Raw genomic sequence first — 26,767 nt, 5'->3', positions numbered from 1 at the left:
TTTTATGAATAAAGAAACGGCAACATGCAACCACAAGACAAACAAGAAGCACTGATCAAAGCGTTTAAAGCGCTATTAAAAGAAGAAAACTTCGGTTCACAAGGTGAGATTGTCGAAGCATTAAAAGAGCAAGGCTTTGATAATATTAGTCAAAGTAAAGTATCTCGCATGTTAAGCAAATTTGGTGCGGTACGTACTCGTAATGCAAAACAAGAAATGGTCTATTGCTTACCGGCTGAAATGGGTGTGCCAACAGCGAAAAGCCCACTGCGTCAGCTTGTTATTGATATTATGCATAACGAAATGATGATCATTATTCGCACCAGTCCAGGCGCAGCACAATTAATTGCTCGTTTACTTGATTCACTCGGTAAAGCAGATGGCGTACTAGGCACTATTGCAGGCGACGACACTATTTTTATCGCCCCTGCGAAGATTTCTGAAATCGATGTGACGCTTGATCGCGTACGCACTTTATTCGATACCGTTTAAAGCTGCTTTAAGAAGTTTACTGACGGGGCGAAAAACGCAGATCCCATATCGGCTTGAGTAAAATCGAGCCAATGATCATAGCAATCGCCCTGCCCCAAGCGACTCTTTAATACCTGCTCAAACGCATCCCCTTGCGCAGCACACGAAACCATTAAAATTCCCTGCTTATGCACATCACCAAATGGCATGCTTTGGTTTAGCAATAGTGGCTGGCCATGCTCATCTTTTAATTCACTACGTACCGCATGACTGGTTTCTACAGCAGGCACAATCAAGGTATTATCTAGACGCGTGCGCCCCATGATTTGCTCTTGCTCAGACAGCGATAAATGCTGCCAGACACTCAAATCATGCACAAAGCGCTGAACATGAATATAGCTGCCTTGATCTTCAAAGTGCCCCGGTTTATCGATAAGTGCTGTACTACGCTTTTGACGGCCATGAGGTGTATCGCCTGCATAAATAAAGCCGTTAAAATCACGTCCATCTAAAAACCGAAAATTACGGACCTGCTCCACCAGCTCAACATCCGGTGTTAATAATTTTAGGATTTGCAGGGCAAATAGATGGTTTACATCTTCACGGTCTGAGCGAATTTGTACAAACAAATCAAATGGCTGGGCACTCATCACATGATCACTGTGAGTTACATTCGGAAAGCTTTGCAATTGACTAGGAATAAACTCGGGCAAGATATGCGGCCAATACTGAGCACCAAGGGCAACCACGCACGATAGCATGGCTTCTGAGAACTGATCAGCAAACTCATCTTGAATGACGCTAACGCGTTTTAGTTTTTTACGTAATGACTCATCGTGGCCATCGTAAACATTAAAAAACAGGTGCAAACCATGTAAGTTTGCTTCAGCACAAATCCCAGATTGCGCTTGCGCCATAGTGAATCCTTAGCTTCTCGTTATTTGCACAAAGCCAAGGATTCAAGATTGTTATTTATTACTAATCATGAAAAAAATTGACTGTGTGCGGCATTATTTTTATTTTTACAGGTTGCTCAACAGCTAACACGCGGTCTTGCTCTGCAGCAACTTCACACTCTTGCCCTGCAATATTAATTCGATATACATAACGCGTACCGATAAAGCGCCTGTGCAAAATAGTTAAACTGTTTGCGTCACTGTGCGCAGCTTCACACAACTGAATATGGTGCGGTCTTATATACACTTGACCTTGCTGACAATCTGCATTGTTCGGTGTCAATGAGTGAACCACACCAAACGCCGTTTCGTATTCAGTTGGCGTTAATACTTTTGCCGTTAAGTATATGCCCGTACCAAGAAACTCTGCAACCACCTTTGAGTTAGGTTGACTAAATAACTGCTCAGGAGAGCCTTGTTGGGCTATTTTTCCACCATGCATAACCGCAAGCGTGTCAGCAAATGCGAAAGCTTCTTCCTTTGAGTGAGTAACAAATACCGCAGAAACCTGCTGAGCTTTAATAATGCGGCGTATATCGGCAATAAGCTCAAAACGCACTTGTGTATCAATATTCGAAAATGGCTCATCAAGTAATAATAAACTTGGTTTGTAAGCAAGTGCACGGGCTATTGCCACACGTTGCTGTTGGCCACCAGAAAGCTGGTGCGGATATCGCTGTGCACAACCATCGAGTTTAACAAGGCTAAGCATTTCACCTACACGCTCTCGCTTTTGCGCTTTGCTCATATTGCTAAGACCAAACGCAATGTTGTCGCTTACCGTTAAATGAGGAAACAGCGCATAGTCTTGGAACATCATGCCAATATTACGTTTTTCCGGTGCAACAAACAGCCCACTATCGTTGACCACTTTTGAATCAATACTCATATAGCCTTGATCAGGCTGTAAAATCCCGGCAATTGCCTTTAAGGTGGTGGTTTTGCCGCAGCCACTTGCGCCAAGCAAACAGACGATTTCATCTTGTTCAACATTGAGGTTTAGTTCACTCAACACCTGAGTCGCATTGTACTGATAAGCTAAGTCTTTAATTATCAAATGACTCATGAGTGATTTTGCTCCATCGAACGATTAACGAAATACAAAGGGATTAACCCAACTAACACGATAAACAAGGCTGAAATTGACGCAAGCTCCAATTGCTCATCACTAACATATTGAAAAACATGAGTTGCTAGGGTTTCAAAATTAAAAGGTCTGAGTAATAGAGCTGCAGGTAACTCTTTCATGCACTCAATAAACACTAACAAACCAGCTGTTAAAATACCGCGTTTTAATAGCGGTAAATGTACTCGCCAAAGGGTTTGCATGGGCCCTTTGCCCATTGATTGGCTGGCCATATCAAGTGATGGGCTAATACGTAAAAAACTGCTTTCAAGCGCGCCATGCGCAATCGCATAAAAACGTACAACATAAGCAAAAATCATCGCAAATAAAGTACCGCTTAAAAGTAACCCTGGTGATAGACCAAAAGGCTCAAGCCAATTATTTAATGCATCATCTAGCTGAGTTAATGGGAGCAATACAGCAATCGCTAATACAGTACCAGGTAAGGCATAGCCAGTACTTGCTAAACGCCCAGGGATCAAAGGGTAAGCTTGCTTCGCAATGCGTTGATAAAACAATACCAATAAACTCAATAGGATAGTTGCAATGCTCACCACTACAGCCACTTTAAAGCTTTGCCAAGCGTAATTAAAGAATGCCCCATTCCATGCTTCATCTGCATAGACAATGGCATATTTAACTAATACTCCAACCGGCAGAATAAAAGCCAATACCAGCACAACGGTGCAAGCCAAGCTTGCAGCCCATGCCGCACCGCCTTTTAAGCGATACAAAGTTGCGCTGTTTACGCTTGACTGACGTTCATACACAGCTTGATTGCGACGACTAAAGCGCTCAACCATGATGGTTAAAAACAAAATCAGTAACATAATACCTGAGATTTTCGCCGCTGCGGTTAATGAGTAATAACCAAGCCATGTATCATAAACAGCGGTCGTCAGTGTGCTCACAGCAAAGTAGTTAACAGTAGCAAAATCAGCCATAGCCTCCATACTGATCAATGTAACCCCTGCCACAATCGCCCCACGACCAAGAGGCAAACTAACGCGTAAAAAACTTTGTAATGGTGATAGCCCCATTAGTTGACTAGCTTGCACTAGTTTAAAAGACTGCTCTCTGAGTGCCGTTTTAAAAATTAGGTATAAGTAAGGATAGAGTACCAAGGCAATCATAAAAATAGCCCCAGTCAATGTACGAATATCAAAAAACCAGTAATCGTCTGGTGATTGCCAACCAAACCAGTCTCTGAGTGCGATCTGTACAGGCCCTGCATAATCAAGTAAGTCGGTATACACGTAGGCGATAAGATAAGTTGGCATTGCTAAAGGCAGCATTAACGCCCATTCAAATTGCTTACGCCCAGGAAAGTCACAATATGCAGTTAACCAAGCTAACGGCAATGCTATTACACAGCTTAACAGCCCTACCCCTGCAATGAGTATGAGAGTATTACGGGTATAATCCCACAGCACGGTATCGAAAAGGTGCTGAAATACATCTGAATCTCCTTGCAGAGATTCAAATAATAAAAAGCCTAATGGCGTAACAAGCAACAGGCCAATAAGCCAGGCTATAAGCTGCCAACGCGACAGCGAAAACTTCACATGCATAAGTGGATTAATACCAGATAAAATAAAAGCTGTTAAAAAACAGCTTTTATAAAATTGTGTAACGAGGAATGTTCTCGTTATAAATCAAACTTTACTTCATCAATCAGCTTCAGTGCCACAGGGCGATATTTGCTGATCTCATCAAGAGGTAGACTGTCTTCTTTAAACTCACCCCATGATGCAACCATCTCTGATAATGCAACCCCTTGCTTTACAGGGTATTCCATATTCACTGAAGCATACATATTTTGCGCCTTATTGTCGGTCATATACTCAATCAGTTTCAAGGCATTTTCAGGGTTTTTAGCATAACGGGTCATAACAACGCCCGATACATTGATATGAGAACCACGGTTTGTTTGGTTAGGGAAGTTAATATATACCGCTTCTGCCCATGATTTTTGCTGCTCATCTTGCATCATTTTGCCAAAATAATAGCTGTTGCCTAACGCCAGATCGCATAAACCTTCTTTTACGGCTTTGACTTGCGCTCTGTCATTACCTTGCGGTTTACGTGCTAAATTGGCTTTTACGCCCTCAAGCCATTGCTTAGTTTTTGCTTCGCCATGGTGAGCAACCATAGAAGCAACTAAACCTAAATTGTAAGGATGTTTACCAGAGCGAGTGCAGATCTTACCTTTGTATTTTGGGTCCGCTAAATCTTCGTATGTTAACTCACCAAGCGCACCAACGCGCTCTTTTGCAGAGTAAACATTACGTACACGTTTAGTAAGTGCTATCCATTGACCGTCGGAATCGCGAAAAGTACTTGGCACATTCGCATTAACTACATCACTATTAATTGATTGCGTTAAGCCTAAATCTTCTAATTGAATCAGCGCACTAAAATTTGAGGTTAATACTAAATCAGCCTTGCTATGTTTACCTTCACGCTTTACACGTTCAATCAGCCCTTTTTTGGCAAAAACCACATTGGTTTTAATACCTGTTTGTTTAGTGAAATCATCCAAAATAGGCTGAATTAAGAATGGTTGACGAAACGAGTAAATATTTACTACATCTGCAGCAAATGTAGGCGCGCTTAATAATGCGCTAAGTAATACTAAGGCTGTTTTTTTCATTTTATAGCACCTAAATAATAACAATTATCAAAATATTTTACCTAGAGTTAGGGCAAAGTGCACCCGTTTAAACTTATATTTCAATCAACATAGCTGCCATTTAGGAATTTGCATGTAAGACATATCTCACCCACATGGCAGTTATTGAGTAAAAAGCACCAGCAAACACTGCACAAAAACACTTAACCAACTGAAATTTAATGAAATATATTAAATGACAATAAAATAACCAACAGATTAAGTAAGATTTTGACCTACTCAGCTTTGCCTATTTCTCTATAATTACTTACATCAACTAAGCAAGAAGCTTAATGAGTAGATGGATAAGGAAGCATTACTCATAATACCGCGGAATAAGGTTCATTAGGAGAATAAGGAATCAAGGACAGGCTCAGGAAGAGTAACGCAATGGAGTGACAACCTACGGACAGCATCAGGATGATGTGGAATGGCATAACAACAGGATGTTGTTATACAGGAAGTTCAAAAAGTGGAATAAAGGACAGGCCGTTAGGGCATCGCAACGGATTTGCAAAGAAAGGGATAGTGTCGGGATGGCACGTAAGGGAATGGTAAAGTGATTACCAGCAAGGATGTAAAGGACTAACAAGGAAACAAGGCGGGATTGCCTTATATTACACAGAACCAATAAGTAAAGTGTAATCGCATGGATTGGCAAAGTTTAGGGAGTTGATTAGATTCAATTGCAGGATGCAAAAAATTAAGAAGATTCCGCAAGCGCGACTAGAGATAGTACGCGCTTTTCTTTTGCCTACAATTTAGTAAAGAGTTATACCAATTCGCTTAATTAAGTGGTCTATTTTGGGGCAATAAAACCTCGTCGATAACAAGGCAAAAATTTCGTTATTTAGTTGTTCTAAATCAGTAATTTTTAACGCAGGTAGCGACAGGTTTAATCCCTCAAAATGATTAAGTATTATTGCGGATTGGTACTATTACTCCGGGCGTCCCTTATTTCGCTTACCAAGCAGATAAGCATCTCTAAACTTAATAAAATGTTGCTCAAGCTTTTGAGTTGCATCTTCTTCACCAGCAAGAGCAAGAACCATAATAGCCACCTCAGCAGTACCTAGTTGATGCTCATGCGGGGCAACACGCAATCGATAATCCGAAAGCTTTTCAGGTGTAATTGAAAGCACAGGAAAATTATCTAGATAAGGGCTTTTACGGATCATTTTCTTTGCTTCGCGCCAAGTACCATCTAAAAAGATAAACAATGGACGCTTACCTTCAACAGGGGTTACTTCGGTGATCACCCGCTCTTCGTCGTCTACATCGCTAGCAGGAAAAATAACCATTGGCTGATACTGAGGATCTGCCAATAAGCTTAATAAGGCTTCATCTGGATTTGTTCTATCCCATTTAAAGGCATGGTTATCTGGCACGATTTCAGCAATTAAACGGCCAGTATTTGACGGCTTAAAACTCTCATTATGGTACATAAGTAAACAAACCGCGGCATCACACTTTGCCTGTTCAACACCATCACAAATACAATAGTGTTCGGCTAATAAACATCGCTCACAACGCGTTAACTTTGCTCCTCGCGCTTTAAATTCACGACGAGACTCAGTCATTTGCTGAGCACGAAGCATTAACACGGAATTATTTGAGATAGTAGCCACTGTATTTACCAGATAATTAAACGGCGCGTATTGTAGCTAAAAATAAGGGGAATAGATATCTGCAAGCCCAAAGAGCAAGCTATTTCTAAAAAATGAAGAGAAGTAGTGTTATAAAAAATGCAACAAGGGTTAGCTTCCAAAAAACGGCTATTAAATCGCTATTTTTATTACGTAAATCATCTCTGTGGGACTTTTTCAAAAACACGACCTGTAAATCTGATAAGCCTTTACAGTGCGGACACTCTGGCTCAAGATAATTTACTTCTAAGCCACATCGTGAACAAGGCTTACTGCGAAATAAACCAAAGCGAAACATTTGTTTGTCCTTTTCTTAAAACTCCATAGCTGAATTTACTGTATCTTAGCTGCTACTCGAAAACCAGCTCTGGCATTGTGTAAGCGCTCATACTCCTTTAAAATAGCGCCCTTGCATATCATCGAGGCTGGCTGTGTTACTCAATTATAATCCCCCAATGACACCTTATTTAAGTATTGTTTATCAAGACGATGACTTACTTATTGTGAATAAACCAAGTGGTTTACTTACTGTGCCGGGAAAAGACCCAAAACACGCCGACTGCCTTATTGCTCGCATTAATCGCGTTTTCCCAACGGCAAAAATTGTTCACCGCCTTGATATGGCGACCTCTGGCATTATTTGTTTAGCTATGCATAAAGAAGCGCATCGTAATTTAAGCATTCAGTTTCAAGATAGAAAAACCGCGAAACGCTACATTGCTCGTGTATTTGGTAAGCTTGAGCAAGAAACTGGTTCTGTAGATTTACCACTTATTTGTGATTGGCCGAACCGCCCAAAGCAAATGGTTGATCACGACAATGGCAAACCGTCATTAACCCATTTTAAAGTACTTGAGCATGAACAGAATGCAACTCGTGTCGAGCTGACCCCTATTACTGGGCGTTCTCACCAACTACGTGTGCACATGCTGTCATTAGGTCACCCTATTTTAGGCGATAAGTTGTATGCTCACCCCGAGGCATTCGCCATGTCTCCCCGCTTACAACTGCATGCCGAAATGCTTACCTTAGCTCACCCTGCAAGCGGTGAAACACTGATTTTTGAAGCCGCTCCTGAGTTTTAAGACAATTCGCTAAATATTTAATAAAGACTGCCGATAGTTAATTAATCACTGATTTAATTAAAGACTCAGGTAATATCGGCATGAATTTAAAACCCGCACATCGCTTAGCTTACGCAGCCTGTTTTGCGTTGATGGGCAATGTGAATGCTGCCGATTTTATTAAACCTACCCCTTGGTCAAGCTTGGTCACTAACGATATTCAGCGCTTTTTACCAAGCGATGAAGTACGCACTCTGCTTGCCGGTGAAGATGAGTTCATTAGTTTATACCGTCAATCGATGGCAGCCAGTCAACGCGGAATTGTGCTAATCATTCCTGATTGGCAGCACTTACCCACTAATAATGCTGGTATTAACTTTTTGCGCAAGCAGTTAAACGAAATTGGCTATGCAACCCTTGCCATGACCATGCCTGACATTGATTGGCACCCTGTCGATGTGACAACGCCCGAGTCACCTGAAAGCTCTGAAGCTGAGTCAACAACACAAAGTAGTCAACAAGGCGATGAGCAATCAACTCCTGCTCCACCAGCCGAAACACAACAAGCGCCGCATTTTGTTACAGGTGAACCTAATATTAGTGAAGCCGTACTTGATGATTATAAATTAAAGCTAATTGCCAGATTCAATGCCTTGTATAACAGTGCCATGGATGAAGGCGGCAACATTATTGTAGTAGCACAAGGTGCCAGTGCGGGGCTCTTGATTGAACATTATGCGAGCTTTCCAAATAACGAACTAAACGCTTTTATTAGCCTAGGTAGTTATTTACCTAACAGTGTTCGTAACCAGCATCTCAATGCGACGCTTTCGACTATCAGCCCACCGCTACTGGATATTTTCTATAGTGAGGGCAACCCTGACACGCTGCAAAGTGTTAAAGACAGAAAACGTTGGGTAAGAAAACACGCAAAATATGACTACCGACAAAGAGAGTTATTTGGTGTGCCTTCAGAGCCGGAGCAGCACCAGCGACTGCTCAAAGAAGTCGACGGATTTTTACGCCGCCTTTTTTAAATACTCATAAGCCGCTTGAATATCTTGGCTTTTCTTTACCGCAACTTCCATCATATGTTTTGGTAAACCTTGCGATACCAGCTTATCGGGATGGTGCTGAGCCATGAGCTTTCGATAAGCAACTTTAATATCTCTCGCAGAAGCATCATTGTTTAAGCCTAAAAGAGCCAACGCTTGGGCACGATTCATACTATTATTCGGTGGCACACTGTGCCCTCTTTGTTCACTATGACTGCTGCGATTTTGCTGACTTTGTTGACGTTGTTGTTCATAAAAACGCTGTTGTTGCTGACGAAATGCAAATTCGGCTTGGTAGCGTTTTAATAAAATTGCAAACTGAGTACGTGAAATACCTAACTGCTTACTCACCTCTTGCAAAAGCTGCTTTTCTTGCTCTGCAAGGTGACCATCAGAAAAGGCCATTTGAATTTGTATTTCGAGGAACAGTTGCAATAAATCATGGCGTCGAGCAAAGCGCTCTTTAAAGTCATGAACGGTTTCTTTTAATGAAAAATCGCTTTCTTTACCACTACGAAAGGCATCTTGTGCTTCTCTGCGCTCATCGCCTGAGAGTCCCATTTCGTCCATAAACAAACTTGCAGCACGAATATGCGTTTCACTAACGCGTCCATTCGATTTGGCGATATGCCCCATCACCGCAAAACAGCTAGAAAAGAAAAGTGCTTGGCGCTCGTTAATATCATCGCCTTTAAACAAACCAGAAAAACCACCGGCTTTATCAAAGTCTTGTTTTAAGCTGCGATCGAACATATGGCCTAGGTAAAGGCCCAGTAAGGCTCCTATAAATTTGCCAAACATAAAGCCAAAACAAAAACCGAGTACTTTTCCCCACATAATTTGGCAAACCTCTGTTGTTTTTACAAAGCGAAACGCTGATTGATTTCGTCGAGTCTGGCTGGTGTGCCAATGTCATCCCACTGACCCAAATAAAGTTCAGTCGAAACCTGGTACTCACTGAGCTTTTCGCGCAAGATTGGCCCAAGCGGGCGAATACCTGTGCTGAGACCTTTAAAGAAATCAGCATGATAACGACTTATACCGGAAAAAGTATACTTTTGACTATCAGGACTTAGATGACTCAGTGCAAAATCACCATCAGGATTATGCGCAGGATTTTCAACAAGGACAATATGCGCCTCACCGGCTTGCAGGTGCAACTGCATTAACGAAGTCACATCGTAATCAGTAAACACATCACCATTGATGACAATAAATTGTTCGCCCAATAACGGCAATGCTTGAATGATCCCCCCGGCGGTTTCAAGCCCCCCAGCCTGCTCTTGGCTGTAAGTGATCGATACACCAAACTGCGAACCATCACCGAAATACTCTGTTATTTTGTCGCCCTGCCAGGCAAGGTTAATAACAATATCGGTAACCCCGGCTTGACGTAAGTTATTAATATGATGCTCTAATAATGGCTTGCCGTTAATCTTTAGCATCGGCTTTGGTTGCGTTTCGGTTAGCGGCATCATGCGTTTACCACGCCCCGCAGCTAGGATCATTGCTTTCATTTGGACTCTTTCGTTAAACGCTGCTTAGTCTGTGGCATAATTATCTGCTCTATCCACTGACCAAGGGCTGTTAACTCTGGGTATTCTTTACTGACATTACTGATGTATGTAAGGGTTGGCAGTACATTATTCAAATAGCCAGACTTACCGTCACGTAATTTTAAGCGGCAAAATATGCCCGCAGCTTTTAAATGACGCTGCACGCCGGTTAAGTCAAACCAACGTTTAAACATCGCAAACGAAGTGTCTTGCAATAGCTGCTGCTCGCTAAATTCGTCATAAGCGTAATGTAAAAGGTAGTCGAGCTCTTGTTCTGGTAGCTTGAAATAGCAATCTCTTAATAATGAAACAAGGTCATAACACACCGGCCCTTGTACGGCATCTTGATAATCGATGATTGCCCATTGCTGCCCTGTGCGCATAATATTGCGACTATGGAAGTCTCGGTGCACCGTAACAATTGGTTGCTCAAGGGCATTATTAATTAATAACTCACAGGCTTGTTGCCACATTTTCTGCTCATCAGCAGAGAGTTGCTCACCGATAAAGTTATCGACTAACCAATCTCTAAAAATACTTAGCTCAAACTGTAAAAACTCGCCATCAAATACTTTCATATATTGGGCAGGCGGGATTTGCGCCCACTGTGCACTTAACTTTATTAGATGTTTGTAGTGTAAAGTGCGGTCTTCGTCGCCCAGTAAATCAGCCAAATGAGTATTGCCTAAATCACTCAGCAAGAAGAAGCCTTGTTTTTCATCAGCCTGAAGAATTTTTGGTAACTTAAACCCATGCTGAGAAAATACTTTATTGAGCTCTATATAAGGCGTGTTATCTAATTTATCTGGATCTGAGTCCATGACAATATAGCTCTGATCACTTGTATTTACGCGGAAATACCGACGAAAACTCGCATCCCCAGTGATGGCGGCTAATTGATATTCATCCTCTTTAAAGTGAGGATTTAAAAACTGCTGTAAACTTTTATAACGATTCATTTAGTAAGATATCTATTTTTCACTAAGTCAATTACTGTATTTGCCATTGTTTTCCTTTATTATGTCTAGCTTATATCCAACCAAAGAGCATTAAGGTCATTAAATGAGCAAAACCTGGGGCATAATGATGCTAAGCGTACTTAGCGCACCATCGTTCGCCGAAACTGAACTGGCACACAATTTTTGTGGCACTTCAATGCAAACCAGAGCTTGGCAACCGCTCCCTGGCCTTGAACTTAATACGATCGATATCAAATCCGATGATATTGAACTATTGGGTACCCAAAGCGCAGAATTTACCGGTAATGTAGATATTAACACCCTAACGATGAATTTGTCCGCACAAAGTGCACTGATTGACAAACAACGTGGGTTACTTAATGCAACCGGTCCTATCGTTTATCGCGATAAAGTAAGCCAAATTAATAGCTCTGGACTCAATGCAGATTTAAACAATTCTGAATTGAGCTTGCTAGGCGCAGACTATAAGTTTACTGATCAACTTGGTCATGGCGGCGCAGAAAAACTAACAGTTAATGAGTCTGGCCTAAACCTGATGAACGCAAGCTTTACTACCTGTCCGGGTGAAACACCTGTGTGGGCCATCGAAGCTGACGAAATCGACTTATCAAGAGAAGAAGGTTGGGGCGAAACACATAATACTGTGCTTAGAGTGTTTGATACCCCAGTACTTTATGTTCCTTATTTTACTTTCCCATTAGATGACCGTCGTAAGTCAGGTTTACTAACACCTAACTTCTCGAGCTCAGGCCGCTATGGTATCGAAACCATTACTCCTTATTACTGGAATATTGCACCAAATTACGACGCGACTATAACACCGCGCTATATGTCTAAACGCGGTTTACAAATGATTGGGGAGTTTCGTTATTTAACTGAGCAAAATAATGGCTTAGTTGCTGTTGAGTACCTAGACAAAGATGACGAAGAGCCAAATGTAGACTCTCGTTACCTGTTCCACTGGCAACAGCAAAGTTATTTAGGTGAAAACTGGCGTGCTAATATCGACATAACAAACGTCAGTGATGATAACTACTTAACCGATTTAAACTCTGGTTATGCGACTCGCACCGATACTCAGTTGTACCGCACCGGCTCTCTAACCCACTTAGGTGACACTTGGCGAACCAATATCAAGTTGCAAAGTTTTGAAGTACTTGGTGATCACCGTGAATCATATGCGGCGCTGCCACAAATTAGTTTTTCGCAAACTGATGCATATGATTTTTATGGCATTGATTTAACCCTTGATGGTGAGCTCAGTTATTTCACTAATGATGAAGCTGTAATTGATGAAGCAAGCCGTGTTCATATAGAGCCTAAAGCAAGTTTTGGTTATCAAGAATACGCATGGTCATTTTTATCTGAGTTCAGCTTATTACATACTGAATACAACCAACATGGTGACTTAGCTGGTACCGAGTTTGATGAAAATGTCACTCGAACCCTACCTAAAGTGCGTTTATACAGCCAATTAAATTTTGAGCGTGATACTGCATTTTTCTTTAAAGATGGTATTCAAACTCTTGAACCACAAATTCAGTACTTATATACGCCAAATAAAGACCAATCAAATATTGGTCTTTACGATACAGCAAAATTACAAGACGATTTCTTTGGCTTATTTAGAGATCGCCGTTTTTCAAGTATCGACCGGATAGCAACTGCAAACCAATTTACGTTAGGTGCAACAACACGCTTATTTAGTAGTGAAAATGAAGAAGTATTTAACTTCAGTGCCGGACAAATTTTTTATTTAAGTAATGATGCCAAGCCTACATCACAAGGTATCGACTCCGACACTAACTACAATGCCTTGTTTGCAGCGCAAACCATGTTACATTGGCACCGTCGTTGGTATTTATCAGGTGGTATCCAGTACGACACTGATGGTAAAGAAATTATTCAGTCAAATATCACCTTAGATTATAAAGGTGACGATAAACAGCTCGTGCAATTGAACCATCGCTATGCAAATGATGTCTCAGGCAATACAATCGAGCAAGTTGGTCTATTTACCAGCATTCCGCTATCAGAAGATTGGCAGTTTGTTGGCAGCTACCACCGTGATTTAGAGAGCGGTCGTAGTATTGAGGTTTTCAGCGGTCTTCAGTATGAATCATGCTGTTGGGCGTTTCAAATCACAGGCCGTCGTCAAATCGAAACTGATTTGAACCAGGCGATTGGTCAAGAGCAAGCAACCTTTGACACAAGTATTGGTTTCAATATTGTGTTAAAAGGGCTTGGAAGCAAAAGCCGTTATGATGCACAAAAATTATTACAACAAGGTATTTTTGGCTATCGTAGACCGTATTTTCTTAATAACTAGTACCGCAGTACTATTAGCAAGAGTATTAGAAAAAGTATGAATTTAAAAAAATTATTTGCATCAGCATTATTAACAGTTGGCCTATGCCAAAACGTTTTCGCAAAACCAGTTGAAATTGACAAAGTGGTGGGCGTTGTTAACCAAGGTGTTATCTTACAAAGTGAAGTAGACACCATTGTTAATCGCGTAAAGACTCAGGCTGCAGAGCAAGGTCAAGAATTACCTTCTGATGATACACTGCGAATTCAAGCCATTGAGCGTTTAGTTAGCCAAGAACTAATGATGCAACTTGCTGAGCGTATGGGTCTTGAGATTTCAGACTCGCAATTAGACCAAACTTTAGAAAATATGGCGCGTGAGCAAGGTGGCAGTATTGCTGACTTACGTCGGACAATTGAAGCGGCTGGAGACAGCTACCCTGCATATCGCGAAGAAATCCGTAAAGAGATCACCACGCAACAAGTAACTCGTATGAACGTGGATCGCCGTATTTATATCAGTACGCAAGAAATTGATAACCTGTTAAAAATCATGGAAACACAAGGTAAAAATGCCGAAGAATATGACATTGGCCATATCTTGATTGATATTCCTAGTGATGCTACTGCGGATGAAATTGCGAGCGCTAAAACGCGAGCTGAGAAAGTTATTGAGTTTTTAAAAGAAGGCAAAGAGTTCAAGCGTATTGCTATTTCATCTTCAAGCGGCTCAAAGGCACTTGAGGGTGGTCAGCTTGGTTGGATGAGCATCAACGAAATGCCATCGCTATTCGCAGAAGCTGTAAAAGGTCATAAAAAAGATGACATTGTTGGTCCGCTTCGTTCAGGTGCTGGTTTCCACATCATCAAAGTGCAAGATGTTCGTGGTCGTCAAGTTGTTGAAACAACAGAAGTTCGTTCACGCCATATCTTAGTTAAACCATCAATTATTTTAAGCGAAGAAAAAGCGCGTGACATGCTTAAAGGCTTTGCAAAAGATCTTCGTGATGGTAAAGCTGACTTTGCAGAACTAGCTAAAGAGTACTCTGAAGATCCAGGTTCAGCACTAAAAGGTGGTGAGTACGACTGGACTGACCCAAGCACCTATGTACCAGAATTTAAAAATACCCTGCTTTCTCTAGATAAAAATGAAATCAGTGAGCCATTCAGAACTCAGTTTGGTTGGCACATTGTACAGCTACTTGATAAGCGTGTAGCAGATAAAACAGAGCAAGCTAAACGTAACCGCGCTCACCAACTACTGTTTAATCGTAAATTTAAAGAAGAAAGTTTCAACTGGCAGCAAGAAATGCGTGAGCAAGCACACGTTGATATTTTCCCAACAGAATAAAAATTATGACCATTAGAATTGCAATTACCCCAGGTGAGCCAGCTGGTATTGGCCCTGATTTACTTATCAAGTTAGCGCAGCACCAGTGGGATGCCCAACTGGTGGTGATTGCTGATGGCGCGTTATTAAAACAGCGCGCTAAGTTGCTTGGTTTAGATATCAATTTAATTGACTTCGATGATAGCCAAGCACCAAGCATTGCCCCTGCAGGCAGCGTTTACTTACACCAAGTAGATTTAGGCACAGACGTTGAAGTGGGCGTACTTAATGACGCTAACGGTCAATATGTGTTGGATACACTGCGCATTGCCAGTGAAAAAAATATGGATGGTACTTTTGCTGCTGTTGTTACAGGCCCTGTTCATAAAGGGATTATCAACAAAGCGGGGATTTCGTTCAGCGGTCACACAGAGTATTTTGCACAGCAATCAAATACTGCTGATGTGGTGATGTTGTTAGCAACTGAAGGCTTGCGTGTGGCACTTGTTACGACCCATATACCGCTTGCTTATGTATCGCGCGCAATCACCGTTGAGCGTTTAAGCAAAGTAGCCACAATATTAAATCATGACTTACAAACAAAGTTTGGCATTGAAAAGCCACGCATTCTCGTATGTGGCTTAAACCCACATGCCGGCGAAGATGGTCATTTAGGCACTGAAGAAATTGACACTATAACGCCAACTCTTGAGCTATTAAATAACCAAGGTATGAACTTAATTGGCCCATTGCCTGCTGATACCCTATTCCAAGATAAATATCTTTCGCAAGCAGATGCAGTGCTTGCAATGTATCACGATCAGGGATTACCTGTGCTAAAATACAAAGGTTTCGGCAATTCGGTCAACATCACTCTTGGCCTGCCATTTATTCGCACCTCAGTAGATCACGGCACGGCTCTCGATTTAGCCGGCACAGGTACTGCTGATGTAGGTAGTTTTGAATTAGCGATCCGCGAAGCAATTAAGCTCGCCCATGAAAAAGCACAGAATCAATGACAGATAAAGTACATTTAGGACACCGCGCTCGTAAGCGTTTTGGTCAAAACTTTTTAAACGATGACATGATCATCGACAAAATCGTCACGGCCATTGATCCTAAACCTGAAGATAATTTAGTAGAAATCGGCCCGGGTCTTGGTGCTATCACTGAGCCAGTCGCTGATTTAAGTGGCCACCTAACGGTTGTTGAGTTAGATAAAGACTTAGCAGAACGTTTAACGAGCCACCCATTTTTAGGGCCAAAGTTAACAGTGCATCAAGGCGATGCAATGAAGTTCGACTTTAGCTCTTTGATCAAGTCAGACGAAAAATTAAAGATTTTTGGTAACTTACCTTACAATGTTTCGACCCCGCTGTTATTCCATTTATTTGAATTTGCAGACAATGTTGAGCATATGCACTTTATGCTGCAAAAAGAAGTGGTTAAACGCATGGTCGCAGGCCCAGGCAGCAAAGCTTTTGGCCGCTTGAGTGTAATGACACAATATTACTGTCACGCAATGCCAGTGATTGATGTACCACCAGAGTGCTTTAAGCCAGCCCCTAAGGTCGATTCAGCAGTAATTCGTTTGATCCCTAAAAAGCCTGAACAGCGTTCAGCTAAAAGTACAAAACTTCTTAACACAGTATGCTTAGAAGCCTTTAATCAGCGCCGTAAGACTCTGCGTAATAGTTTATCTAACTTACTTACAGCTGAAGAACTAACAAGCATCGGCATTGATATCACGCTGCGTGCTGAAAGCCTGTCTTTACAACAATTTATTGATATAGCTAATTGGATTTATGACAACAAGCAGTAATCTAGGTTCTCCAATTAAGGTGTCGGTTGAGACCTTCTACGTAGAAGGTCAATCAGAGCCTGAACAAGATAAATACGTTTTTGCTTATTCTATCACCATTAAAAACCACAGTTTATGCAGTGCTAAGCTTTTGAGCCGTTATTGGTTAATTACTGATGCTAACGGTAAAGAAGTGGAAGTACAAGGTGAAGGTGTTGTTGGTGAAACCCCAACCATTGCCCCAGGTGAAAGCTACAAATACACCAGTGGCGCTGTGCTTGATACCCCAGTTGGGACAATGCAAGGTCATTACACCATGCGTAACGAATTTGGGACTGAATTCGAAGCACCAATCGAGGTGTTTCGTTTAGCTCGCCCAAACATATTGCACTAAATAACGATGGCTGATTATGCAATTGGTGATTTACAGGGGTGTTATAGTGAATTTGATGCGTTATTGAAACGGGTCAACTTCAACCCAAGCCAAGATCACCTTTACTTAGTCGGCGATATAGTCGCTCGAGGTCCTGACTCACTCGCCTGTCTCGAGCGCCTTCATACTATGCAAGGCAGTGTAACTATTACCCTTGGTAATCATGATTTACACCTTATCGCTTGTCATTATCTAAATAAACCTGCAAACCCCAAAGATAAGCTGGCCGATGTTTTTAATAGTCCAAAACGCGCTGAATATATTCATTTTTTACAGCAACAGCCATTAGCTATTTGGCTTGAACGCTATAACATGCTGATAAGTCATGCTGGCCTAAATCCTAGCTGGTCAATAAAAAAAGCATTGAAACGTGCTAGTTTTGCCCAGCAATGCTATCAAGGAGCTGATGCAACTCATTACTTCGCCAATATGTACGATCCCCATCCGTTACAGTGGCAATCGAATTTAAGTAGTGAAGCTAAATTTCGCTATATTGTTAATTATTTCACTCGGATGCGGTTCGTAAACCTTACAGGTGAACTCGATTTTGCAAACAAAACCAGTATTAGTGAAGACAGCTCAATAATACCTTGGTTCGATCACCCTGATATTTCTAAGTTAAAACAGCATATTGCATTTGGCCACTGGGCTGCTTTAGAAGGTAAAGTCAAACAAGAAAACATCCACGCACTTGATACAGGCTGTGTTTGGGGTGGCGCAATGACCCTAATGGAACTCAACACAAAAGACTATTTCGTCGAAAAATCCCACTCTTTTATCTAAATAAACTGAAAAATAGCTGAACATCTGTTAGATTTATAACAATTAAAATAAATTTAATTTAAAGCTAATTAAATTTAAATACTTAACTAATTGGCAACCTTGCCGATAAGTGTTGATTAGTACTATTTTCTGGAATTGCATATGAACTTGACCGTTAGACAGCGCATTTGGGGTGGCTTTATTGTTATTACGTTACTCCTGCTTTTTATTGGTGGTAACTCGTTGGTAAAAATTACCAACATAGATCAATCAACACAGCGAGTTAACCAGCTTTCGCTGCCAGCTCTCGATAAGAGTTATGAGTTACAGGTTGAATTTATTTTAATGAGTAAGTCAGCTCAGGCAAGTTTTTATACTAGTGCGCAAGATGAACTGGCGACATTAAGAAAAAATTTCAACCAACAAAAAAAACGATATGATAATTCCTACCAAGAGCTTCAACAAATTGTTAGCAACGATCCAAAGCTAAAACAAAGCAGCCAACAAGTTGAGCAAACTTATAAGCGCTTTGTTAAGTCTGTCGACAACCTGTTTGCAGATAAACAAACTCAACTTGAGCTAAATAAAACACTACGCATCCAGCTTGAAAACATCGAAATCAGTGCTGAAGATGCAAATTCAGTGGTGCTTGATATTATTGATATAGATGGACTTGAAGAAAACCATTCACGTGCTTATCAAGCCGCCAATAACATGGAAAACAACTTCCAATCAGTCGTCACTAACAGCACTGATATGCTAACGGTGAAAACTCTCAACACATTAGACATCGTAAAAAATGAACAGGTTTATTACTTAGAAGAAGTTGAGCGTAGTTTAGGGCTCATTCGCCCAGCAATTATTGATAATAACGCCGGTTTGTATAATGATTTAAACGGCTACTTTGAAACGCTTTCAGATAATGTTCGTGGTAATAACAGTTTATCTGCAAATAAAAAACGTTTAATTGATGCAATTGCTAAAACAGAAGCTGAATTAGCAAACGCAGAAAACTCTACTAGTGAAGCATTAAAGCAATTAAAAGAACTAGTTGACCAAGCTACAGTGCTGGCTTTTGACTTGCAGCAAGATGTCAGCGGTAATGTCTCAACAGCAACTATTTGGACTTGGGTTGCCATGGTGATTGCTACTTTAATTGCTATCATCGTTGCTGCTGTGACTGTTAATCGTATAACCAAGCCCCTTTCTGAAGTAAACCGTATCCTTGATATTGTGGCAAGCGGTGACATGACACAGCGCCTAGACGACTCAGCTAAAGACGAATTCGGTGAACTATCACGTAGCTGTAATACGCTAATTGAAAGTTTGCGTACGCTTATCCAAGGTATAATCTCTCGCTCTACACAGCTAGCTGCTGCTTCTGAAGAGACATCGGCAATCACTGAAGAATCCAGCCAAGCTATACGTAATCAACAAGCACAAGTTGAACAAGCGGCAACGGCAACAACTGAGATGAGCAGTACATCACAAGCGGTAAGTAGCAGTGCACAACAAGCTCTTAGTGAAATAAAGAACGCTGATAAAGAAGCAGATCGTGTCAAAGGCATTTCATCACAAAATAAAGCAACCATTGAGCAACTAGCTCGTGAAGTCGATGATGCATCGCAAGTTATCAACCAACTTCATAAAGACAGCGCTTCAATCGGTGGCATTTTAGATGTTATTCGTGGCATTGCTGAGCAAACCAACCTACTTGCGCTTAATGCAGCCATTGAAGCAGCCCGTGCCGGTGAACAAGGCCGAGGCTTTGCCGTAGTTGCTGATGAAGTACGCTCTCTAGCAAGCAAGACTCAAGAGTCGACCCAAGAGATCCAAGCAATGATTGAATCGCTTCAGGTTGGCGCTGAGGCTGCTGTATCGGCTATGTCGAAAGGTAAGCAACAAGCTGAGTCGTGTGTTGAGCAATCAGACCTTGCAAACACGGCCCTTGATTCAATCACTGCTGCCGTTGCACAGGCTCATAATGTAAGTGAAGAGATTTCAACAGCCGCTCACGAACAACAGCAAGTATCTCAAGAGATCAGTGAACGTTTAGAGTCGATTGTAGCAATCGCAGAGCAAACAGCTGAAGGTGCAAACCAAACTAATATCTCAAGCTCTGAAGTAGCAAAACTGGCTGAAGAACTGCGTTTATCGGTAGATGCGTTTAAAGTATAGTAAGCTACAAGCTAATGAAGAATAGAAGCCGTGTTTGTGAAAGCAAACGCGGTTTTTTTATAGTAATTCTTAACGAAGTTAACAGCTGGCTTTTGATTCAGTCTTATTGCGAATTACTAAAATGTGCTGATGGTTAAAAACAAAAAACCCAGCCGGAGCTGGGTTTTTAAAACGATTAGTCAAAAGAACTTACTTCTTTTTAACTGCTTTTTTGTTTGGAAGGTCAGTGATTGAACCTTCGAAGATTTCAGCAGCTAGACCGATTGATTCGTTTAACGTTGGGTGAGCGTGAATAGTTAACGCTAGGTCTTCACCGTCTGCGCCCATTTCAACTGCTAAGCCGATTTCACCTAGCATTTCACCTGCGTTGATACCAACCATAGCACCACCGATAACACGACCTGAGTCTTTATCGAAGATTAGCTTAGTTTGACCTTCAGTACGTGCTGAAGCGATTGCACGACCAGAAGCAGCCCAAGGGAATACAGCAGTTTCGATGCTTAAGCCTTGCTCTTTAGCTTCTTTCTCAGTTACACCAACCCATGCGATTTCTGGATCTGTGTATGCGATTGAAGGGATGCACTTAGGATCGAAGAAGTGTTTCTGACCAGAGATAACTTCTGCAGCAACATGACCTTCGTGTACCGCTTTGTGCGCAAGCATTGGTTGACCAACGATATCACCGATAGCGAAGATGTGACCAACGTTTGTTTTAAGCTGTTTATCAACATTGATGAAACCACGCTCATCAACATTAACACCTGCTTTATCAGCATCAACAAGCTTACCGTTAGGTGTACGCCCTACTGCAACAAGTACTTTGTCGTAACGTACTGCGTCAGCTGGTGCATTTTTACCTTCGAATGAAACGTATAGACCGTCTTCTTTCGCTTCAACACCAACAACTTTAGTAGAAAGCATTACGTTGAACTTGTTCTTAACGTATTTTTGGTAGATCTTGATAACGTCTTTATCAGCTGCTGGTACTAATTGATCAGCAAACTCAACAACGTCGATTTCAGAACCTAGTGCACGGTATACAGTACCCATCTCAAGACCGATGATACCACCACCTAAAACAAGTAGTTTCTCAGGAACGTCTTTAAGCTCTAGCGCACCTGTTGAGTCAATTACGCGGTCATCTTCAGGGATGAAAGGTAAGTTAACTGGTTGAGAACCTGCTGCAATAATAGCATTGTCAAACGTGATTGTTGTTGTACCGTCAGTACCTTCAACAGCAATGGTGTTGCTGCCAGTGAATTTACCGTAACCGTTAACCACTTTCACTTTACGCATTTTAGCCATGCCGTCTAGGCCGCCAGTTAATTGACCGATTACAGACTCTTTCCAAGAACGGATTTTGTCTAGGTCGATTTCAGGCTTGCCAAAAGTAACGCCGTGAGATGACATTTCAGCAGCGTCATCGATCACTTTAGCTACGTGTAAAAGTGCTTTTGAAGGAATACAACCCACATTTAGACATACACCGCCTAATGTGTTGCGAGATTCTACCAATGTTACTTCTAAGCCCAAGTCAGCAGCACGGAAAGCCGCAGAATAACCACCAGGACCACCGCCTAGTACAACAACTTGAGTTTTTAATTCGTTGCTCATGCTATTACCTTAAATGTTTGAACGGGACACTGCCCCTATGTTTAACTGCCATGTTTCTGCAAGGCAGAAAGGGAGAGCAGATATCTATACCAAGATTGTTCTATAGCAAAGATTGTATCATTGCCAATGGTAAAAATCCCAGCAAAAAACAACTTGCTAGGATTTGATTCTTATAAACTGTGAAACGATTACATCACTAGTTGACGAATATCGCTCATGTAGCTTGCTAGCGTCACAGTAAAGCGTGCTGCTAGTGCACCGTCAATAACCCTATGGTCGTATGACATTGATAATGGAACCATTAATTTAGGTTCAAACTCTTTGCCATTCCACTTAGGTTTCATTTCTGACTTAGATACACCCAAGATAGCAACTTCTGGCGCATTTACAATTGGTGTGAACGCTGTACCACCAATACCACCAAGGCTTGAGATTGTGAAACAACCGCCTTGCATATCAGATGAAGTTAGCTTGCCGTCACGTGCTTTCTTAGAAATATCCATTAACTCACGAGAAAGCTCAATGATGCCTTTCTTATCAACATCTTTGAATACTGGAACAACCAAACCGTTTGGCGTATCAACAGCAACACCGATATTGATGTACTTCTTCAAGATTAAGCTTTCGCCGTCTTCAGACAGTGAAGAGTTAAACGTTGGGAATTCAGCCAATGCTTTCGCCGCTGCTTTCATCACAAATACAAGTGGTGTGATTTTAACACCCAGCTTTTTCTTCTCTGCAAGCGCATTTTGCTCTTTACGGAATACTTCAAGGCTGGTGATATCAGCTTCGTCAAACTGTGTAACATGCGGGATTTGCACCCAGTTACGATGTAAGTTAGCACCTGATAGCTTCTGGATACGAGAAAGTTTTTTCTCTTCGATTTCACCAAACTTAGCAAAATCAACCTTAGGCCAAGGGATAAGACCTAGCTCGCCGCCACCGGCATTACCTTTACCTGCAGATAGCTGACCTGACTCAACTTTCTTCACAAGGTCTTTCACGTAGTTTTGTACGTCTTCTTTCACAACACGATTCTTACGACCCGTGCCTTTTACGTTCGCTAGGTTAATACCAAACTCACGTGCTAAACGACGTACCACAGGCGATGCATGTGCATACGCTTTGTTATCTGCAAAGCCTTCGTTGCTTGCAGGTGCTGATGCAGGCTTTTCAGCCGCAGGCGCTTTTGCTGCAGGCGCTGCTTCAGCTTTTGCAGGAGCAGGTGCCGCTGCAGCTGGTGCACTACCCGCTACTTCAAATACAAAGATAAGTGAGCCAGTTGATACTTTATCCCCAGCTGCTACTTTAACTTCTTTAACAGTACCGGCAAATGGTGCTGGTACTTCCATTGATGCTTTATCGCCTTCAACGTTTAAGATTGACTGATCTTCTTCAACCTTGTCGCCTACAGCAACCATCACTTCGGTTACTTCAACTTCGTCACCACCGATATCAGGCACGTTAACTTCTTTAGTGCTTGATGCCGCTGCTGCCGGCGCTGCTTCAGCTGGTGCTGATTCTGCAGCAGGCGCTTCTGAACCGCTTGAAGCTGTTTCAAAAACGAAGATTAGAGAGCCCGTTTTCACTTTATCGCCAGTCGCGATTTTGATCTCTTTAACCGTACCCGCAATTGGAGCAGGTACTTCCATTGATGCTTTATCGCCTTCAACGCTTAATAAAGATTGCTCTTCTTCAACCGTGTCACCTACCGCAACCATGATTTCAGTTACTTCAACTTCATCATCGCCGATATCTGGCACAGTTACTTCCTGTGTAGCAGAAGCTGCAGGCGCAGCTGCTGGAGCTGGCGCTTCTTCTTTAGCCTCTGCAGGAGCCGCAGCTTGTTCTTCACCTTCGAAGATCATGATAAGTGAACCAGTAGTTACCGTATCACCTTCAGCTACTTTAATTTCTTTAACCGTACCTGCTTGTGCAGCAGGTACTTCCATTGATGCTTTGTCGCCTTCAACCGTTAATAACGATTGGTCAACCTCAACCTTATCACCAACGCTAACAAGGATTTCGGTTACTTCAACTTCATCGCCACCGATATCTGGTACATTAATTTCAATACTCATTGGAACCTCTTATGCGTATAGCGGGTTAACTTTGTTTGTGTCGATGTCGAATTTCTTGATTGCTTCAACAACTACTGACTTCTCAACTTCACCACGTTTAGCAAGCTCAGATAGTGTTGCAACCACAACATAACCAGCATTCACTTCGAAGTGACGACGTAAGTTTTCACGGCTATCAGAACGACCGTAACCATCAGTACCTAACACTTTGTAGTTGCTGCTTGGTACGAATGAACGAACTTGTTCTGCGTAGTTCTTCATGTAGTCTGTTGCAGCAACAGTCACGGCATCTGTTAATGTGTTAGTGATATAAGCAGTCTTTTGCTCTGCTTCAGGGTTAAGCATGTTGAAACGCTCAGCGTCTTGACCGTCACGAGTTAACTCGTTGAATGATGTTACAGAGAATACATCTGAACCAATACCATACTCTTCGCTCAGGATTTGTGCCGCTTTACGCACTTCAATCATGATAGTACCTGAACCTAGTAACTGTACTTTCGCTTTATCGCCAGCCACAGTTTCAAGCTTGTAGATACCTTTACGAATACCTTCTTCAGCGCCTTCTGGCATTGCTGGTTGATGATAGTTTTCGTTCATTAGCGTTAGGTAATAGAACACATTTTCTTGGTCTTCACCGTACATGCGACGGATACCGTCTTGCATGATTACCGCTACTTCGTATGCGAATGTCGGATCATAAGAAATACAGTTAGGAACCGTGTTAGCAAGAATGTGGCTGTGACCATCTTCGTGCTGTAAACCTTCACCATTTAGTGTAGTACGACCTGCCGTAGCACCTAGTAAGAAACCACGTGCTTGTTGGTCACCAGCCATCCACGCCATATCACCTACACGTTGGAAACCAAACATTGAGTAGTAGATGTAGAATGGGATCATTGGTAAATCGTTAGTGCTGTATGATGTTGCAGCAGCAACCCATGATGACATTGCACCTAACTCGTTGATACCTTCTTGTAGTACCTGACCTGATGTTGCTTCTTTATAGTAAGAAACAATGTCACGGTCTTGTGGTGTGTAGTTTTGGCCATGCGGGTTGTAAATACCGATTTGACGGAATAAACCTTCCATACCAAATGTACGCGCTTCATCAGCGATGATAGGAACGATGTTTTTACCAATGCCTTTGTCTTTTAGTAACACGTTAAGTGCACGTACAAAGCCCATTGTTGTAGAGATGTCACGTTTTTGCTCTTCAAGTAGTGGCTTGAACGCGTCAACTTCTGGCAATGTTAAGCTTTCAGAAAACTTAGGAATACGCTTTGGTGTGTAACCTTGTAGCGCTTCACGACGTGCGTGAAGATACTTGTACTCTTCAGAACCTTCTTCAAGAGTAAGGTATGGTAAGTCTTTAATTTCTTCATCAGAAACTAAATCTTGTAGACCTAAACGTGAACGTAGGTGCTCAACATGAGTCATGTCCATTTTCTTAACTTGGTGCGCGATGTTTTTACCTTCAGCCGCTTCACCCATGCCGTAACCTTTTACAGTTTTAGCTAGGATCACAGTCGGACGATCTTTGGTTTCTTCCGCTTTTTTGAATGCAGCGTAAAGTTTTGAAGGCTCATGGCCACCACGCTTAAGTGCGAAGATTTCTTCATCAGTCATATCAGCAACAAGTGCTGCTGTTTCTGGGTAACGACCGAAGAAGTGCTCACGAACATATGCACCGTCTTTTGCTTTATATGTTTGGTAATCACCGTCAATCGTTTCGTTCATTAACTGCAGTAATTTACCTGATGTATCTTTAGCAAGTAGGATATCCCAACCACTACCCCATACAACTTTAATCACGTTCCAGCCTGCACCTTTGAATAGGCCTTCAAGCTCTTGAATGATCTTACCGTTACCCATTACCGGGCCATCTAAACGCTGTAGGTTACAGTTGATTAGGTAACATAGGTTATCTAGCTTCTCACGCGCAGCGAATGAGATTGCACCACGTGATTCTGGCTCATCCATCTCACCGTCGCCTAAGAAAGCGTATACACGTTGGTTTTTAGTGTCTTTTAAGCCACGACCATCTAGGTATTTTAAGAAACGAGCTTGGTAGATTGAAGCAATTGGACCAAGACCCATAGATACCGTAGGGAACTGCCAGAATTCAGGCATTAACTTAGGGTGTGGGTATGAAGGAAGACCTTTACCATCAACTTCTTGACGGAAGTTATCAAGCTGCTCAGCAGTTAAACGACCTTCAACAAATGCACGTGCATAGATACCTGGAGAAATGTGACCTTGGTAATAAACTAAATCACCGCCATCAACATCGTTTGGTGCTTTGAAGAAGTGGTTAAAACATACTTCATAGAATGCAGCTGAAGACTGGTAAGACGCCATATGGCCGCCTAAGTCTAGATCTTTTTTCGACGCGCGTAATACGATCATGATCGCATTCCAACGAATGATTGAACGAATACGACGTTCAATGTTTACGTCACCTGGGTAAGCAGGTTCTTGATCTACCGGAATGGTATTAACGTAGTTAGTGGTTGTGCCAGTAGGCATATCAACACCGTCTAAACGGGCTTGCTCTAACACTTGCTCAAGTAAGAATTGAGCACGTTCAACACCTTCTTCACGCACAACAGACTCAAGGGCTTGTAACCACTCTTGTGTTTCTAGCGCGTCTACGTCAATTTTATTGACTTCAGACATATGGAGGTTTCCTTATGTTTAAAATACTAATTATTTTAATAAATCTTAAAATTAAGTAGT

Annotated in this window: 21 protein-coding genes; 10 read left to right on the top strand and 11 right to left on the bottom strand. The window is 41.9% G+C overall.

Going from position 1 to position 26,767, the window contains the following annotated elements:
* The first annotated feature begins 24 nt into the window (after positions 1–24).
* The gene (gene argR, locus AOG27_RS00250) at positions 25–492 is read left to right on the top strand and encodes a transcriptional regulator ArgR (protein ID WP_054551012.1); all 468 of its coding nucleotides are present in this window, start codon (positions 25–27) and stop codon (positions 490–492) included.
* Here the strand turns inward: argR and AOG27_RS00245 are convergent.
* From AOG27_RS00245 to AOG27_RS00225, 5 genes are all read right to left on the bottom strand, one after another.
* Positions 489–1,388, bottom strand: a complete 900-nt coding sequence (locus AOG27_RS00245) for a Dyp-type peroxidase (RefSeq protein ID WP_054551011.1) — start codon at positions 1,386–1,388, stop codon at positions 489–491. The genes argR and AOG27_RS00245 overlap by 4 nt on opposite strands.
* Before the next feature lie 61 nt (positions 1,389–1,449).
* Complete coding sequence (locus AOG27_RS00240) at positions 1,450–2,493, bottom strand: ABC transporter ATP-binding protein (RefSeq protein ID WP_054551010.1); 1,044 nt, start codon at positions 2,491–2,493, stop codon at positions 1,450–1,452.
* Positions 2,490–4,124 (bottom strand): ABC transporter permease, encoded by a 1,635-nt coding sequence (locus tag AOG27_RS00235; protein WP_054551009.1) that lies wholly within the window; start codon positions 4,122–4,124, stop codon positions 2,490–2,492. The genes AOG27_RS00240 and AOG27_RS00235 overlap by 4 nt, the downstream gene beginning before the upstream one ends.
* A 77-nt stretch (positions 4,125–4,201) precedes the next feature.
* Entirely contained in the window at positions 4,202–5,206 is a 1,005-nt protein-coding gene (locus AOG27_RS00230; RefSeq protein WP_054551008.1) for a Fe(3+) ABC transporter substrate-binding protein, read from the bottom strand.
* 956 nt (positions 5,207–6,162) lie between these two features.
* Positions 6,163–6,822 carry a tRNA-uridine aminocarboxypropyltransferase gene (locus tag AOG27_RS00225; protein WP_054551007.1) on the bottom strand — a complete coding sequence of 220 codons (660 nt, stop codon included), beginning with the start codon at positions 6,820–6,822 and terminating at the stop codon, positions 6,163–6,165.
* A 479-nt stretch (positions 6,823–7,301) separates the two neighbouring features.
* Between AOG27_RS00225 and rluA the strand changes: the two genes are divergently transcribed.
* Positions 7,302–7,955 carry a bifunctional tRNA pseudouridine(32) synthase/23S rRNA pseudouridine(746) synthase RluA gene (rluA, locus tag AOG27_RS00215; protein ID WP_082389154.1) on the top strand — a complete coding sequence of 218 codons (654 nt, stop codon included), beginning with the start codon at positions 7,302–7,304 and terminating at the stop codon, positions 7,953–7,955.
* Between the two features lie 80 nt (positions 7,956–8,035).
* Positions 8,036–8,971, top strand: a complete 936-nt coding sequence (locus tag AOG27_RS00210; protein ID WP_054551004.1) for a DUF3530 family protein — start codon at positions 8,036–8,038, stop codon at positions 8,969–8,971.
* Here AOG27_RS00210 and djlA read toward each other — a convergent pair.
* From djlA to AOG27_RS00195, 3 genes are read right to left on the bottom strand one after another with little or no spacing between them, the layout of a single operon-like run.
* Positions 8,954–9,826 (bottom strand): co-chaperone DjlA, encoded by an 873-nt coding sequence (gene djlA, locus AOG27_RS00205; RefSeq protein ID WP_054551003.1) that lies wholly within the window; start codon positions 9,824–9,826, stop codon positions 8,954–8,956. The genes AOG27_RS00210 and djlA overlap by 18 nt on opposite strands.
* 23 nt (positions 9,827–9,849) lie before the next feature.
* Positions 9,850–10,506 carry an N-acetylmuramate alpha-1-phosphate uridylyltransferase MurU gene (gene murU / locus AOG27_RS00200; protein ID WP_054551002.1) on the bottom strand — a complete coding sequence of 219 codons (657 nt, stop codon included), beginning with the start codon at positions 10,504–10,506 and terminating at the stop codon, positions 9,850–9,852.
* Positions 10,503–11,504, bottom strand: a complete 1,002-nt coding sequence (locus AOG27_RS00195) for an aminoglycoside phosphotransferase family protein (protein ID WP_054551001.1) — start codon at positions 11,502–11,504, stop codon at positions 10,503–10,505. Before AOG27_RS00195 ends, murU begins: the two co-directional genes overlap by 4 nt.
* Before the next feature lie 103 nt (positions 11,505–11,607).
* On the opposite strand from AOG27_RS00195, the gene lptD reads away from it, so the two are divergent.
* The 7 genes from lptD (at position 11,608) to AOG27_RS00160 (ending at position 20,336) form a co-directional block, all read left to right on the top strand.
* Entirely contained in the window at positions 11,608–13,854 is a 2,247-nt protein-coding gene (gene lptD / locus AOG27_RS00190; protein WP_054551000.1) for an LPS assembly protein LptD, read from the top strand.
* 36 nt (positions 13,855–13,890) lie between these two features.
* Positions 13,891–15,183: a peptidylprolyl isomerase SurA gene (gene surA, locus AOG27_RS00185; protein ID WP_054550999.1), complete on the top strand. Its 1,293-nt coding sequence runs from the start codon at positions 13,891–13,893 to the stop codon at positions 15,181–15,183.
* Between the two features lie 5 nt (positions 15,184–15,188).
* A complete protein-coding gene (pdxA, locus tag AOG27_RS00180) occupies positions 15,189–16,181 on the top strand; it encodes a 4-hydroxythreonine-4-phosphate dehydrogenase PdxA (protein WP_054550998.1) in 993 nt (330 codons plus the stop codon).
* Complete coding sequence (gene rsmA, locus AOG27_RS00175; RefSeq protein ID WP_054550997.1) at positions 16,178–16,984, top strand: 16S rRNA (adenine(1518)-N(6)/adenine(1519)-N(6))-dimethyltransferase RsmA; 807 nt, start codon at positions 16,178–16,180, stop codon at positions 16,982–16,984. The genes pdxA and rsmA overlap by 4 nt, the downstream gene beginning before the upstream one ends.
* Positions 16,968–17,357: a Co2+/Mg2+ efflux protein ApaG gene (gene apaG, locus AOG27_RS00170; RefSeq protein ID WP_054550996.1), complete on the top strand. Its 390-nt coding sequence runs from the start codon at positions 16,968–16,970 to the stop codon at positions 17,355–17,357. The genes rsmA and apaG overlap by 17 nt, the downstream gene beginning before the upstream one ends.
* Before the next feature lie 6 nt (positions 17,358–17,363).
* Complete coding sequence (locus tag AOG27_RS00165; RefSeq protein ID WP_054550995.1) at positions 17,364–18,179, top strand: symmetrical bis(5'-nucleosyl)-tetraphosphatase; 816 nt, start codon at positions 17,364–17,366, stop codon at positions 18,177–18,179.
* A gap of 141 nt (positions 18,180–18,320) precedes the next feature.
* Positions 18,321–20,336 (top strand): methyl-accepting chemotaxis protein, encoded by a 2,016-nt coding sequence (locus tag AOG27_RS00160; RefSeq protein WP_054550994.1) that lies wholly within the window; start codon positions 18,321–18,323, stop codon positions 20,334–20,336.
* Between the two features lie 189 nt (positions 20,337–20,525).
* Here AOG27_RS00160 and lpdA read toward each other — a convergent pair whose 3' ends face one another.
* The 3 genes from lpdA to aceE form a co-directional block, all read right to left on the bottom strand.
* Positions 20,526–21,950: a dihydrolipoyl dehydrogenase gene (lpdA, locus tag AOG27_RS00155; RefSeq protein WP_054550993.1), complete on the bottom strand. Its 1,425-nt coding sequence runs from the start codon at positions 21,948–21,950 to the stop codon at positions 20,526–20,528.
* A 188-nt stretch (positions 21,951–22,138) separates the two neighbouring features.
* Positions 22,139–24,031 carry a pyruvate dehydrogenase complex dihydrolipoyllysine-residue acetyltransferase gene (gene aceF / locus AOG27_RS00150; RefSeq protein ID WP_054550992.1) on the bottom strand — a complete coding sequence of 631 codons (1,893 nt, stop codon included), beginning with the start codon at positions 24,029–24,031 and terminating at the stop codon, positions 22,139–22,141.
* 9 nt (positions 24,032–24,040) lie between these two features.
* A complete protein-coding gene (gene aceE, locus AOG27_RS00145) occupies positions 24,041–26,707 on the bottom strand; it encodes a pyruvate dehydrogenase (acetyl-transferring), homodimeric type (protein ID WP_054550991.1) in 2,667 nt (888 codons plus the stop codon).
* Positions 26,708–26,767: the final 60 nt, after the last annotated feature.

It is taken from the genome of Pseudoalteromonas lipolytica, assembly GCF_001306915.1.
Lineage (GTDB): Bacteria > Pseudomonadota > Gammaproteobacteria > Enterobacterales > Alteromonadaceae > Pseudoalteromonas > Pseudoalteromonas simplex.
The sequence above is the reverse complement of the archived record's forward strand: the minus strand, read 5'-3'. Positions and strand labels throughout refer to the sequence as shown.